This is a genomic window from Bacillus sp. JJ722 (assembly GCF_036963345.1).
GTDB lineage: Bacteria > Bacillota > Bacilli > Bacillales > DSM-1321 > Bacillus_AD.
Window position 1 is genome coordinate 1 of record NZ_JBALMO010000153.1, and the last position, 14,549, is coordinate 14,549.

Here is a 14,549-nt window from a genome sequence, read left to right on the forward strand (position 1 = left end):
CTTTATCCCGTTCAACTGGTACTAAGACTTCCACTTCAAGACGAAAGTAAAAGCGAAGACGTTTAAGTGGGAGATTAAACACCAGTAAGAACCCGATTGGTTCAATTAATAATCGGTGGGGGATGGACGAACACCCCCACCGATTAAAGTTTCACTTTATGAAATGTTTCGTGAAAAGGAGTTAGGTGAATAATGATAATAATTAATCAATCGATTAATTAAAGTGATCATGAATGTTACTTAGTAGATGTAATTCTTAATGGGGTGTACGTGTTTTCTTTATTCAATGGTATAATGTTGCTTATATAACAGACTCGGGTAGGAGTTGATTTCATGAATAGCCTTAATTTAGCATTACTCGGTTTTCCTCTAGCCATTTTTATATTAACGTGTATAGGGCTATATAAACTCTTTGTACGGAAAAGAAATATAACTGCTTATTACACGCCATTCGATGAAATTACAGGACAGACAGCCGTTCCTTTTCATGAAGAGCAAGAAGTTATTGCTGAAGATGAAGAGCAAGGCGATGATAAGTACAAGAACAGGAAGAAAATTCGAAAATCGGACATTACTTTATAATATGAAAGAGGGTACTCATAAAGGGTGCCCTCTTATTTGGATTCTGCTATAGAATATCAATTCAAATCTTTATGGCTGTTGCTATATTAATAGGGAGAGATCCACTTCAACACTTTTGTATTCATTTTCTGAACGGCTTTTTATAGAAGGTAAATTTGTTTATTGCTAAACTTAGCTATAAACTAGGAGAACAGCAATAATATTAGACATTTTTGAAGAAGAAACCGCATGGAGGACATATGAAAAAATTTAAACATATAGTAATTAAACAGAAATATGCAGCAAAAATGCAAAAAGACTATCCTTTAATTGAGAAAGAAGCTGTAGTTGATAAGAAGTTAAAGATAGATGAGGGCGAATTACTTTGTCTTGTGGATGAACAAAATAAATTTATTGGGCTTGGTTATTATGGTTTGCAAAATAAAGGAATCGGTTGGGTTCTAAGTAGGAAAGTAAATGAGAAAATTAACGTAGCTTTCTTTGCTGATAAAATGAAAACTGCTGTTAGTCATCGAAAATCTTTGTTTGAAGATCCTGAAACAACGGCTTTCCGTGTTGTGAATGGTGAAGGTGATGGCCTTGGTGGAATCACTATTGATTATTATGATGGTTATTATTTAATTCAATGGTATAGCAAAGGTATTTACTCGTTCCGTGAAGATATACTAAAAGCATTACAACAGACAGTAGAGTATAAAGGAATCTACCAGAAAAAACGTTTTGATGATAAAGGACAATATATTGAAGAAGATGACTTTGTAACAGGTGAACGTGGTATGTTCCCATTAATTATCAAGGAAAATGGTGTAAATTTTGCCGTTTATTTAAATGATGGTGCGATGACAGGGCTTTTTCTGGATCAACGTGAGGTGAGACAAGCCATTCGTGAACGATATTCGAAAGGCACTGAGATGTTGAATACATTCTCTTATACAGGAGCTTTTTCCGTAAATGCTGCCCTTGGTGGAGCTAATATGACGACGAGCGTTGATGTTGCTAACCGTAGTCGTGCGAAGACAAATGAACAATTTGCTGTAAATGATATTGATTATGAGAAACAACAAATTGTGGTGGATGATGTATTTCAATACTTTAAATTTGCCGCTAGAAAAGAACGATTATACGATTTAGTTGTTTTAGATCCACCAAGTTTTGCAAAAACAAAGAAACGTACATTTAGCGCAGCGAAAGATTATACAGAATTGTTGAAAGAAACGATAGCCATCACGAAGAATGAAGGTATTATTGTTGCTTCAACGAATAGTAGCGCATTTAATATGAGACGCTTTAAGCAATTCATTCAAACAGCATGCAAAGAGAGTCATACCTCCTATTCAATTCTTGAAGAATACAGCTTGCCGTCGGATTTTCGCACACTCCGCTCTTTTCCAGAGGGTGATTATTTGAAGGTTGTTTTCATTCGAATTCGGAAGTAAGTGCAAGAACCTGTTTAGCGTAGCGTGGGTTGGAGCAGAAAGTATGCAATTATATGTAAAGAGACCTCATGAGATAATGGGATAAGATCGGGGACAGAATCCGGTCTTATTCACTTTGGAAAGATTATACGAGCTAGTTTTCGAAAGAGGTGAATAATATGAAAAAGCTATTTACAATTGGAGAAATTGCAAAATTACATAATATTCCTGAATCGACATTGCGATACTATGATCAAAAAGGTATTTTTCAACCAAAGACGGTGGATCCGCAGACACAATATCGCTATTATACAATCGATCAATTTTCAATGCTGGAGATTATTAAATTTTTAAGGCATTTGGACATACCACTTAGCGAAGTAAAGCAGTTTGTAGAGCATCGTACACCTGATACGGCACTAAAGCTATTTGAAAAGCAAACAGAGGTGCTATTACAAAAACAGCGAGAAATAGAATATATGACATCAATGATGCAAAAGAAAATCGAGATTATTAAAGAGGGTCTTCAGCAAGATTATACAAGCGTATATTATCAATCAATTGCACAGCGACCCATTCATTTTATGCCTGTTGAAAGCGATTTGTCAGATGATATTTTCATTATGAGCTTAAACGAATTGCAAAAGAAAATGCATATAGCTGCTCCAGCATCAGTCACGCAGAAAATCGGAACAGCTATCGCGTTAAAGGGAATTGTGAAGGGGAATTATTATGATTATAATGGCCTCTTTATTTTATTGGATGATATGCAACCAATAGTGGAGAGCTGCTCTTATATACCAGAAGGATACTATGCATGTACTTATTATAAGGGCTCCTATGATTACACGCATGTGGCACTTGAACGATTAATGAAAGACATTCAACAAAATGGATATGAAGCGATTGGTGATGCAATTGAAATTGGTCTTGTTGATTATTCTGTAACGGCGGATGAATCAGAATTTATAACGGAATATCAAATACCTGTGAAGAAAATATAGGAATGCTTTTAAAGGTATTAAGTAACGGTTTTCTCTTTTTTAAAAGTTACTCTTGACCTTAAAGTTACTTTAAAGTTTAAACTGTATAACGTTAGTGAAGGAGGAACTCACATGACGGAAACATCGTTGAAACTTAGAGAAACACCAGTTACTAAATTATTTCTTTCTTATTTAATCCCTTCTGTTCTAGGTATGTTACTTATGTCAGTTAATATATTAGTGGATGGTATATTTGTTAGTCATGGTATTGGAGAAGATGCATTAGCGGGTGTGAATATCGCTGTACCGATATTCTCTATTTTCTTGTCTATTTCCTTATGGATTGGGATGGGTGGCGCGACACTATATTCAATCTCATTAGGTAGAAATGAAATAAAGAAAGCTCAATCTATTTTTACACAGTCATTTGTTTTAGCCATTTGTATTGTTGGCGTACTAGCCATTTTAAGTTTGTGGAAAGAAACAGAGATAGCTTATTTCTTTGGTGCGAATGATCGCATTCTTCCATATGTGCTTGATTATTTGCACATTATTTTAGTATTTGGAATCGTGTTTGTTTTGGAGAATGTATTAAGTATTTTCGTTCGTAATGATGGTAATCCAAGATTGGCGATGGTTGGATTAATTATTACATCGATTTTAAATATTGTATTTAACTATGTATTTATCTTTATGATGGATATGGGAATTAGTGGTGCTGCATATGCGACAGTGCTAGCGACATTTATTGGCTTTCTAGTCATGTTAACGCATTTCTTACGTAAAACGAGTACATTGAAGTTCGTGAAGTTGAAATTCGATTACGCAATTGTTAAACAAATTATGACCATTGGATTTCCTAGCTTTATTGTGGAAAGCTCAGCTGCCATTTTAACAATGGGTTACAATATTACATTTATGCATTATACAGGAGAGCTAGGAGTTACGGCTTTTGCTGTTGTGAATTATATACACGTTATGTTTTTATTACTGTTCCTTGGCGTGGGTGCAGCGTTACAACCAATTGCTAGCTTTCATTATGGCGCGAAATTATTTGAGAGGCTACGCAGCTGCTTGAAATTATCTGTACGAACAGGTGTTGCATTTGGAATTATTACACTTGCAGTTGGTGTACTATTTGCTGATTTCTTCGTAGCTATGTTTGGTATAGAATCACTGGAAGTACGTGATTTCACAGTCAAAGGGATTGGCTTATTCTTTATAAGCTATTTATTCTTAGCGTATAACTTAGTTTATGCTGAGTATTATCAAGCAATCCGAAATATCCGATTGTCGATTATTATTATCTTAGCACGTAGTATTTTCTTGTTAATTCCTTTACTGTGGCTACTTCCGATGTTGTTTGGAGTACCAGGTATTTGGCTTGCGTTCCCAGTTGCAGAAGGAATCACAACATTATGCTTAGTGTTATGGCATCGAAGAAGAAGTCCGGTGCCAGTAGCACAAGCTGCTTAATATTAGAAGAGGTTGCTCATTGAGCAGCCTCTTTTTTCAAAACAACATTTATTTTTCAAAATTATCACACATTTAATTGGTAATATTAGGGGAAAAGGGTGGTGTGGAATGAAAACAATTTTAAAAGGACTTTTTTTATTGGGGGTAATGATGGTTTGTGCAATTCTTCCTCAGCCAGCTGAAGCGGCTGAAATACAGGCTTTTCCTAATCAGTCATTGCAATCAGTCATTGACCGTGCAGCAACGGGAGATGTGATTAAGCTGAAGAAAGGAACGTACAAAGGTTCCTTACTTATTAAGAAATCGATAACGCTAGAGGGAGAAGAAGGGGCAGTAATTGATGGAGAAGAAAAAGGGCATGTAATCACAATTGCAGCCGACCGTGTGTCCATTAAAGGACTAACCATTCAGAAAAGTGGTCTTAAAAAAAACGATAGTGCTATTTATGTAAAAGGCGGTCGAGACTCTACTATTGAAAACAATATCATTCATGAAGTTATGTATGGTATTTACGTTCAAGATGGAGAAAGGCATCACATTATTAATAATAATATAAGAAGTTATGCTGTTCATTTTTCTAAAAGGGGTAGCGGTATTCACCTCTTTAACGGAAAAGGTCATGAAATTAAAAATAACACAATTGTACAAGTACAAGACGGTTTGTATTTAGATCATACAAAGGATATTAATGTGAAAGAAAATAAAGTAATCGGTTCTAGATATGGTTTTCATTTCATGTTTAGCAAGGATATCCAGATTGAAAAAAATGAACTTCAATCAAATATTACAGGGCTTATGATTATGGACTCTTCGGATATTGAAATTATAGAAAATACTGTGAATGATCAATTTCATGTTCGTGGCTTTGGAGTTCTTATTTATGATAGTAAATCCATTCTATTAAAAAGCAACGAAATCAAGCAAAATAGCACGGGGCTATCATTGGAGAAAACGATTGATGTTCAAATTAATAGAAATATTATTTCGGGCAATCAAGTAGGCTTAGAATTTATTGGTGAAAACGAAAATAATACTTTTACTGAAAATAATTTTATCGGTAATGTCGTACAGTCGAAAATTACCCATAATAAAATGCAATTAGACAATGGAGTACGAGGAAACTATTGGGATGACTATTCGAGTTATGATGTAACGGGCGATGGGATTGGTGAAATAACATATAAAGCAGGCTCTCTTTATGATCAATTGCTTGATAGGGAGCCATATTGGCAATTTTTCTTTGAAAGTCCATCTATTAAATTATGGAGTAAAGCAGAGACATTATTCCCTTCCATGGGTGTCGCGGATGTATATGATGAGAAACCTTTAGTAGAACCCGTAAAGCTAAGTCAGGACTCTTCAAAAATAAGTGGTGAGCGAAATATAGGTGCGTTATTACTAGCATTGCCGTTTCTTTGGTTTTCAATCTTAGTTATTTGGTTAGGGAGGCGTTTAACGTGAAAAAAATAAGTAGTTTACTAGTATTTGTGCTGATCGTATTACTCGTAGCATGTGGAAAGGAAAAATCCTTTGAGCCGGTGAAAATTAATCCAGAAGTGGATATTTGTGAAATTTGTAATATGAGCATTGCTGAGGAAAATTATGCTGCACAATTACTTTCTAAAGATGGGGATGTATATAAATTTGATGATATTGGCTGTATGTACGAATTTATTAATAAGGATAAGAAAATAGCGAAAGATGACATTGCGAAACAATATGTGCGTGATATGGAAAGTGGCAAATGGTTTGAAGCTAAAAAAGCTCATTATGCATACCATAAAGAATTTTGGACTCCGATGGCTTATGGTGTAGTTGTCTTTCAGAATCAAGAAGAGGCTAACGACTATATAACAGAACAGGGAAAAGGGGAATTATACAATTTCGAACAGCTATCACAACATAAGTGGGGATGGAAACGATGATTATAAACCTTGCTAGGCAACAATTTACACTCATTCTTCGCAGCAAATGGTTAATTACATTTGGTCTGTTGTTTGCTTTTTTGGCGATTTTTATCAGTTATTTTGGTCACTCGGGTGATTCGGGATATTTAGGATTTAACCGAATGACAGCAAGCTTGCTAAATTTAAACTTATTACTTATTCCACTTATATCGTTATTAGTAGGTAGTCTATTCTTGTCAGGGGAGAAAGAAGATAGAGGGTTGATGCTCATGTTGACGTATCCGGTTCAAACATATTCGGTCATTATGGGGAAATACATAGGATTGCTCGTATCACTATGGTCTGTTGTGACATTCGGATATGGAGCAGCAATGCTAATGATGTACGGAGCGGCAGTGGATGTATCATTGTTAGTTATTTTAAAGTTTTACTTGTTTTCATTATTATTAGCAGCTATTTTTCTAGCTATTTCCATGTTAGTTGGTTTACTAGCGAAGACAAGATTTCAAGCTTTGGGCACAAGTCTTATTGTTTGGGCATTTATGGTGCTTTTCTATGAATTTTTAATTATGGGTATTAGTTTAATCATCGAAAAGCAGTTGGTTTTATCTATGTTATCATTCTCTATTTTTATCAATCCTGTTGAGCTAATTAGAGTGTGGTCGATTCTATCTCTAGATGGAGCAGCTATATTTGGTCCAAGTTTATATGATATAACGATATGGACAAGTGGGTGGCAAGGTCAATTACTATTCATTGTTTCAAGTCTATTATGGTTAGCTGTACCGTTATTAGCTAGTAGCTTCGTGTTGAAAAGGAGAGTAGGCAATGAATAAAGTGATGGAATTAATAGCGCTGACCAAAATATATTCTGAAAAAAGTAGAGTAGAAGAAATTACTTTTCCCATTCATCAAGGTGAAATCGTAGCACTTTGTGGTGGAAATGGAGCTGGTAAAAGTACGCTCATTAAAATGATTACAGGGATTATAAAGCCGACGAGCGGTCATATTGTATTAGATGGAATAATTGTTAATCCTATTAGTAAAGATTATCGTAATAGTTTTTCGTATATGCCAGATGATATGTTATTTCCACGTCAATTATCAGCTATAGAAGTATTGAATTTCTTTGCTAGTTTACGAAAAGCTCCAAAGGAAAAGGTTGCTGAAGTTTTAGAAATCGTTGGTTTGTTTGAAGACAGAAATAGACATATTAAACATTTCTCTAAAGGGATGCAACAAAGACTTTCATTTGCACAAGCCTTGCTTGCAGACACACCTTTGCTCATTTTAGATGAACCAACAAACGGATTAGATCCATATTGGGTATATCGATTTAAAGAAATTATTCACGACGAGAAGGCGAAAGGTAAAGCGATTTTGTTTACAACACATATACTTACAATTGTTGAAGAAATCGCTGATAAAGCAGCTTTTATTGAAGGTGGTAAGCTCATTCATTTTGATCACGTGAAAAAGTTAGTTGTAAGGGACGGCCAGAAAGTTTCATTGGAAAAAGTATTCTTTGAGCAGCAATTGTTACAAAGGAAATAAACGTGAAAAGAGGTAGACAAAAGATCTTAGTCTACCTCTTTTTTTGTGGTGTCTATCTCCAGAACCAAGCCGATGAAGCTGGACACGAGCTAATCAGCTTTCCTTTAGTATCTTCAGTACGTACGTCGATGAGCAAGGAGCTTGTGCTTTTCTTAATTATGCTGAGATTCTGAATCATGTTGCATGGATTCAGCGTCATGTTGTTGTGCCTTCTTCATTTTCTTTTGGTAACGTTCATTTGATACTTTATCGATATCATCCCAAGTAGCAATCACTGCATTTTTATCTTTGTTTTCATTTATAAACTTGTCGGCACTTTCTTGTGTACCAAAGAATGAGTAACCGTACTTCATTGGAGTCATAATATCCGATTTTACAATGATCGCTTTGTCAGATTCAATCCAATCTTTTGTCATGGCATCCCTAACCCATGTTTTTTCATATTGCTCGTTTTCTTTTCTTGGACCATTTAAAAGACAACCAGAATCATCGAAGAATAAGTGTTTTCCATCTTTAGTTAAAGCTTGAGCAGTAAATGCACCCATTTCATCGTCTCTTGCATATACTTTCATATTACAAAAAGCGCATTTTTCTTGGTCATGAGGTTCTTGATGCTCTTTCTCATGAGTTGTATTCTCCGCTTTTGGCTTGTCTGCGTTTTTATCAGATTCTGTTTTCGTTGCGTCTTCATCACCGCAAGCAGCAATAAAAATCATTAATATGACAGATAAAAATAATGTTGCAAGTTTCTTCATTTCTTTCCCTCCATCCTTTATTCTCAAACATCATAACAATCAATTGTGATAAATTTGGGAATTTTCGGTGTTTTTTCGATGGTAATTAGAAATGTTTATCAATTGTATTGGGGATAAGACGGGATATATGTAGTTCATTTTCACATGAGATATACTCATTATAAGAACGAATTGCATATTGTATTACTGAGTTAATTTCTAAGGTAAAAGTCATTCGAGAGGGGTTTTATAATGGAGCAAGTTACGGTGTATTCTTCAAATCGTTGTGTATATTGTGTAATGGTTAAAAATTTATTAAAGGAACAAAACATTCAATTTCAAGAAGTAAACGTGGACGGACATCCAGAAGTAGTACAGAAACTGATTCAATCAACAGGACGAATGGGTGTACCGCAAACAGAGATTAACGGCAAATGGGTTGTGGGATATGATCCTAATTCTATTATGAAAGCATTAGAGAAATAAAAGTAAGCGGCTGGTTTAAACAGCCGCTTACTATGTATACTCACTTTATTTGTTCATCATAAATGAATTTGCTGTTGAATAGTAATTTCAATCTCACGTAGATATTGTTTACGTTTTTCTTCACTAATCTCGTGGATGTTAGGCATAATTTTATGCTGAAGTACTTCAATCCCGCAATATTGGAGGATTCCAACATCGATTACGCTCATCATTGTTTGTTTTAAATTTCTTTGGATTAATGACTGTTCAGTGTCACCTGCAGTTTCGAATACGAATGCTTTTTTTCCGTGCAATAATCCTTTTGGTCCTTCTGGTGTAGAGGTAAATGCAAAGCCGTGTGAAAATACGCGATCACAGTAACCTTTTAATATAGCCGGCATGCTATACCACCATGTTGGATAGATGAAATAAATGACATCAGCCCACTGAATTTGTTGCTGTTCGAAGGCGATGTCTGAACGATACTGTTTTTCTTGAAAATCAAGTATCTCATCATGTTGGAGAACAGGATTGAAATTGACAGAGTATAAATCTCGAACTTTAATGTCTTGATTGTGTAATTGTACTTGATTAACGATACTCTCCTTAATTGCCGCATTAAAACTGTTAGCAGCAGGATGAGCAAAAATGACAAGATGATTCATTAGGTTACTCCCTCCCCTCAAATAGCAATGTGAAAAAATGAACATATATTCTAAATTAACACAAAAGTGCTTGTTATATACAAATGTAAAATAACGGTTTTGTGAAATGATTTTTATTGTAATAGTGAGTTGTAAATGATATTATGGCAGTAACTTATACAGAACGGAGGTATCCTTAAAATGGCAACTTACAGATTACGATTCCAAGCTTTGAACAGCGCTAACTGAATAGTGTTCAAAGGCTCTGCCTGTGTGCAGGGTAAACGGAACTGGTCTGCCTATTTTTAAGGAACCTACTATTGCAATATGAAAGCAAAGAGGGGGGAGACGATTCTTCCTCTTTTTTGTGTCTTTAAAAAAAGGAAAAGAGAATAGTTCAAAGAAAAGTATGCCATTTCTATAACCATCATTCGTGCAATGATTTGATGATGAGAAGGAATATGTCAGCTTTTGCGTTTGGAGACCGTTTTATTAGTAGCCGGAAAGAATAATGCTTCCTGGTCTAATATGTATTGTCATCTCCGTTTATCTTTAGCGCAGGTACCCTACTTGTGTTTTTTTGTGTTTTACAAGAAGAGGAGGAATAAATATATGATGGAAAAACGTGAAAAAGCGATATTAGTCGGTGTAAATTTAAAAAGTGAAGATGAAATTGAATTTGAGTATTCAATGGAGGAGTTAGGTGAATTGGCAGCTGCTTGTGACGTTGAGGTAGTTGGGCAAATCACACAAAAGTTAGAGAGAATTAATACAGCTCATTATGTAGGAAAAGGGAAAATTGAGGAAGTAATCAATTTAATAAAAATGTTTGAAGCTAATACAGTTATCTTTGATGATGAGTTATCGCCTTCACAAATTCGTAATTTAGAAGAGGAATTAGATTGCAAAGTAATTGATCGTACGATATTAATTTTAGATATTTTTGCTAGACGTGCGAAGACAAGAGAAGCACAGCTTCAGGTTGAGGTAGCGAAATTACAATATATGCTTCCTCGATTAGTAGGTTTACGTGCCTCTTTAGGTCGCCAAGGTGGAGGAGCCGGTCTGAAAAACAAAGGAGCCGGTGAAACTAAATTAGAGTTAGATCGTCGTAAAATTGAAGAAAAAATTACGGCTCTAAGTAAAGAATTAGCAACACTTGTAGCACAACGAGAAGTTCAGCGTAGACAACGAAAGAAGAATGAACTGCCGGTAGTTTCATTAGTTGGTTATACGAATGCTGGTAAATCGACTGTTATGAATAGTATGCTTGAGGTATTTAATAAGGCAGTTAATAAACAAGTATTTGAGAAAGATATGCTATTTGCGACACTTGAAACGTCGATTCGTCACATTGAGCAAGAAGATCATAAATCATTTTTGCTGACAGATACAGTTGGGTTTGTAAGGAAGCTACCACATCATTTAGTAAAAGCCTTCCGTTCAACTTTAGAAGAAGCAGCAAATGCAGATTTACTTATTCACGTGGTAGACTATTCGAATTCACATTATGAACAATTAATTGAAACGACAAATAAGACGTTAAAGAGCATAGGGGTGGAAGATGTTCCAACTATTTTTGCTTTTAATAAAGCGGATTTAGTAGACGGTGATTTCCCGAAAGTTGAAGGTGATATTGTATATTTATCAGCGAAACAAAAGATGGGGATAACCGAATTAACAAATGTGATACGTAAGCATATCTTTAAAGATTACGTTGTGTGTAATTTATTAATACCATATGATCAAGGAAATATTATTTCGTATTTCAATGAGCATGCCCACGTTCGCCAAACGAGCTATGAGGAGAATGGAACATTGATTACAATAGAATGTAAAAAAGCGGATTATGAGAAATATAAGGAATTTGAAGTGCAGGAATAAGGCTTTTGGAACGGATTAAGAGCTGTTCGACAATATTTTGTTGAATATAGGAAATTTCCTAATGAATTTCCATCAAGAGAATATTTCCCGGACAATACTCGACAGAATAAAACAATCTCATTCGACATATTGAGATTTAATAACTTAAAGAAAAAAAGGATGCCTAGTTACGTAGGCATCCTTTTTTTCTGGTTATAGCTCTAGTACATGATGGTTGTACAAATTATACTTTCTTTACTTCGATGAATAGAATTTGATGTCCATCCATTTCTTTTATCATGAAAGCAAAGCCTTCTTCTTCGATGACATCTCCAATTTTAACTTCATACTTCTTCGTTAAAATCCAGCCACCGATTGTATCTACTTCTTCTTCAGAAAGATGTATTCCAAGTAAATCATTTACATCTTCGATTAAAACCATTGAGCTTAATAGAAAATGATTCTCGTTAATTTGACGAATATCTTCTACTTCATCAGTGTCATATTCGTCTTGGATTTCGCCAACGATTTCTTCGAGTATATCTTCAACGGTAACAATACCTGATGTACCGCCATATTCATCATATAAAACTGCCATATGTGTTCGTTCTTTCTGCATTTTTAACAATAATTCATTGATTGGAATTGTTTCAATAATGCTAATAACAGGTTTCATTAATTCACGCATTGGACGATCTGTGCTTTCATATTTTCTTTGAGCTTTCATCATGTCTTTTACGTTAATGATACCTAGAATATGATCCTTGTCGCCATCGACAACTGGATAACGTGTGTACTTTTCTGCATCCATTAAATCAAGTGTATCACCTAATGTATCATCAATGGAGACAGCTATGATAGAAGTACGAGGAACCATGATTTCTTTAGCAATTCGATTATCGAATTCAAAGATATTGTTCACATATGTTAATTCTGTTTGATTGATTTCGCCGCTCTTATAACTTTCTGATAGAATCATACGTAATTCTTCTTCTGAGTGCGATACTTCATGTTCTGAAGCTTGTTTTAAACCGAACACTTTAACTAGTAGACCAGCAGCACCATTAAGTATCCAAATAGCAGGGAACATAATTCTGTAGAACCAAATAATTGGTTTGGCAAATAATAATGTTATTGCTTCAGCTTTTTGGATGGCTACTGTCTTAGGCGCTAATTCTCCAACTACTACGTGCAGGAAAGTCACGGATGTAAATGCAATGACATAAGACAGAACGCTACTCCATGTTGGATCAAGGTTCATGCTATCGAACACGGGGTGTAATAAGCGTTCAACTGTAGGTTCAGCTAAAGCACCTAAACCTAATGCAGTAATGGTAATACCTAGCTGGCAGGCTGATAAGTATTCATCTAAGTGAGTAACAACTTTCTTTGCTGCTATTGCACCTGGCTTACCTTCTTCTATCAATTGATTAATTCTTGTCATCCTGACCTTTACCATAGCAAATTCAGTAGCTACGAAAAAACCTGTAAGAGCAATTAGAATTGCTACTAGTGTTAAGTTTATTATGTCCAAATTTTACCTTACGTTTGTAAGGTGTACACCTCCTGTGATGTGTGTGAAATTATATTGTTTATCTAGTAATCTAGTTTATTCTTCATCGTTTCGCATGCCGATAAACATGAGGACAAAACGAAGTAGTTCAGCAATAGCAACTAAAGTTGCTGCGACATACGTAAGAGCTGCTGCATTTAATACTTTTCGTGCTTCTCCTTCTTCATCATTTCTAATTAAACCAGAACTCACCATTTGAGTTAAAGCTCTTGACGACGCATTGAATTCTACTGGTAATGTAACGACTTGGAATAATACAGCCGCTGCCATTAAGAAAATACCAAGAAGAATAAAGTTAGCACTTTGTAAAAGCATACCTGCTAAAATTACGAAGAAAGACATGCTTGAACCGAAGTTTGCTACAGGTACTAAAGAATGTCTTAAGCGCAATGGACCATAATCGACTTGATCTTGAATTGCATGTCCTACTTCATGTGTACCAACAGAGATGGCAGCGATAGAAGTGCCATGGAAGTTCGAACTTGAAAGTCGAACAACTTTGTCTCTTGGATCATAGTGGTCAGAAAGATGACCGCGAACTTCTTCAACAGCTACATGATATAAGCCGTTATCGTCGAGTACCTTTCTAGCTGCTTCTGCACCCGTCATTCCTGAAGAAGCTGGAACTTCTAAATATGTTGAATAAGTTTTCTTTAAATAGATTTGTACCAAAAGTGGCACAGCCATGATGATAATAAAGTACACAATGTACCCCATAGTAGATCCTCCTTTTTAGACCAGCAATATTAATAAAGATTGGATTAAAGAGACTGTTTCATCGGAAATTTGTTTATTGACTAAATCATTTTTATCTAATTTATTCTTTTGCATCAGCTCTACAATTTCCGAAAGGTCTTTCTCTAATCCTTCTAATTTCTGTTTTAACTTATTAAGATCAAGATCGTGATTGTTTCGTTTTAGAAGAAACGTTTTAATCTCTTCGAGTGACATATTCTCATTCTTAAGTTCTTTAATGATCTTTATTTTTTGAAACGCTTCATGTGTATAACATCTGTAGTTTGAATCAGTACGTTCAGCTTCGATTAATCCGATGTTAGTATAGTAATCTATGGTGCGCTTAGAAACATTTGATAATCGTGCTAGCTCTCCAATTCGCATTCTACCAATCCCAACTAAAACGCCCCCTAACCGTCACGTGATGGTTTGTGTAAAGCAACTATAGAAATAAATAACCTGATAACTTATTACGAAATAGTAATAAATAGGTTTCATTTTTATATAAATATCTCTGTTGCTACATCTTAAACAAGTTTTCTTAAGAAAAGCTTAAATTTTTTAAAATTTTCGGGTTCATTCGCTGTTTTTCGACTTGAAGAAGCAATATATCATAGG

At 35.1% G+C, this 14,549-nt stretch carries 15 protein-coding genes; 10 read left to right on the top strand and 5 right to left on the bottom strand.

Features of this window, described 5'->3' with window-relative positions; translation table 11 throughout:
- Positions 1 to 333 precede the first annotated feature (333 nt).
- The 8 genes from V7014_RS17935 to V7014_RS17970 all read left to right on the top strand — a co-directional run bounded on the left by V7014_RS17935 (position 334) and on the right by V7014_RS17970 (position 7,917).
- Entirely contained in the window at positions 334 to 582 is a 249-nt protein-coding gene (locus V7014_RS17935) for a DUF3951 domain-containing protein (protein ID WP_335508870.1), read from the top strand.
- Positions 583 to 821: 239 nt separating this feature from the next.
- On the top strand, positions 822 to 2,018 hold the full coding sequence (locus V7014_RS17940; RefSeq protein WP_335508871.1) for a class I SAM-dependent rRNA methyltransferase: 1,197 nt from the start codon (positions 822 to 824) through the stop codon (positions 2,016 to 2,018).
- A gap of 158 nt (positions 2,019 to 2,176) precedes the next feature.
- A complete protein-coding gene (locus tag V7014_RS17945; RefSeq protein ID WP_335508873.1) occupies positions 2,177 to 3,001 on the top strand; it encodes a MerR family transcriptional regulator in 825 nt (274 codons plus the stop codon).
- A gap of 111 nt (positions 3,002 to 3,112) precedes the next feature.
- Positions 3,113 to 4,456: an MATE family efflux transporter gene (locus V7014_RS17950; protein ID WP_335508875.1), complete on the top strand. Its 1,344-nt coding sequence runs from the start codon at positions 3,113 to 3,115 to the stop codon at positions 4,454 to 4,456.
- Between the two features lie 108 nt (positions 4,457 to 4,564).
- Positions 4,565 to 5,917 (top strand): nitrous oxide reductase family maturation protein NosD, encoded by a 1,353-nt coding sequence (gene nosD, locus V7014_RS17955; RefSeq protein ID WP_335508877.1) that lies wholly within the window; start codon positions 4,565 to 4,567, stop codon positions 5,915 to 5,917.
- A complete protein-coding gene (locus V7014_RS17960) occupies positions 5,914 to 6,381 on the top strand; it encodes a nitrous oxide reductase accessory protein NosL (RefSeq protein ID WP_335508879.1) in 468 nt (155 codons plus the stop codon). The genes nosD and V7014_RS17960 overlap by 4 nt, the downstream gene beginning before the upstream one ends.
- The gene (locus tag V7014_RS17965; RefSeq protein ID WP_335508880.1) at positions 6,378 to 7,199 is read left to right on the top strand and encodes an ABC transporter permease; all 822 of its coding nucleotides are present in this window, start codon (positions 6,378 to 6,380) and stop codon (positions 7,197 to 7,199) included. The genes V7014_RS17960 and V7014_RS17965 overlap by 4 nt, the downstream gene beginning before the upstream one ends.
- Positions 7,192 to 7,917, top strand: coding sequence for an ABC transporter ATP-binding protein (locus tag V7014_RS17970; RefSeq protein ID WP_335508882.1), 726 nt, complete (start codon positions 7,192 to 7,194; stop codon positions 7,915 to 7,917). Before V7014_RS17965 ends, V7014_RS17970 begins: the two co-directional genes overlap by 8 nt.
- 152 nt (positions 7,918 to 8,069) lie before the next feature.
- On the opposite strand, the gene V7014_RS17975 is transcribed toward V7014_RS17970, so the two are convergent.
- The gene (locus V7014_RS17975; RefSeq protein ID WP_335508884.1) at positions 8,070 to 8,672 is read right to left on the bottom strand and encodes a nitrous oxide reductase accessory protein NosL; all 603 of its coding nucleotides are present in this window, start codon (positions 8,670 to 8,672) and stop codon (positions 8,070 to 8,072) included.
- A gap of 231 nt (positions 8,673 to 8,903) precedes the next feature.
- Here V7014_RS17975 and V7014_RS17980 point away from each other — a divergent pair, with 231 nt between their 5' ends.
- Positions 8,904 to 9,137 carry a glutaredoxin family protein gene (locus tag V7014_RS17980; RefSeq protein WP_335508886.1) on the top strand — a complete coding sequence of 78 codons (234 nt, stop codon included), beginning with the start codon at positions 8,904 to 8,906 and terminating at the stop codon, positions 9,135 to 9,137.
- A gap of 56 nt (positions 9,138 to 9,193) precedes the next feature.
- Here V7014_RS17980 and V7014_RS17985 read toward each other — a convergent pair whose 3' ends face one another.
- The gene (locus tag V7014_RS17985; protein ID WP_335508889.1) at positions 9,194 to 9,781 is read right to left on the bottom strand and encodes an NAD(P)H-dependent oxidoreductase; all 588 of its coding nucleotides are present in this window, start codon (positions 9,779 to 9,781) and stop codon (positions 9,194 to 9,196) included.
- 591 nt (positions 9,782 to 10,372) lie between these two features.
- On the opposite strand from V7014_RS17985, the gene hflX reads away from it, so the two are divergent.
- Positions 10,373 to 11,644: a GTPase HflX gene (hflX, locus tag V7014_RS17990; RefSeq protein WP_335508891.1), complete on the top strand. Its 1,272-nt coding sequence runs from the start codon at positions 10,373 to 10,375 to the stop codon at positions 11,642 to 11,644.
- A gap of 223 nt (positions 11,645 to 11,867) precedes the next feature.
- Here the strand turns inward: hflX and V7014_RS17995 are convergent, their stop codons facing one another.
- From V7014_RS17995 to V7014_RS18005, 3 genes are all read right to left on the bottom strand, one after another.
- Entirely contained in the window at positions 11,868 to 13,157 is a 1,290-nt protein-coding gene (locus tag V7014_RS17995) for a hemolysin family protein (RefSeq protein WP_335508893.1), read from the bottom strand.
- A 75-nt stretch (positions 13,158 to 13,232) separates the two neighbouring features.
- Complete coding sequence (locus V7014_RS18000) at positions 13,233 to 13,913, bottom strand: zinc metallopeptidase (protein ID WP_335508894.1); 681 nt, start codon at positions 13,911 to 13,913, stop codon at positions 13,233 to 13,235.
- A 15-nt stretch (positions 13,914 to 13,928) separates the two neighbouring features.
- On the bottom strand, positions 13,929 to 14,315 hold the full coding sequence (locus tag V7014_RS18005) for a MerR family transcriptional regulator (RefSeq protein WP_335508896.1): 387 nt from the start codon (positions 14,313 to 14,315) through the stop codon (positions 13,929 to 13,931).
- Between the last annotated feature and the right edge of the window lie 234 nt (positions 14,316 to 14,549).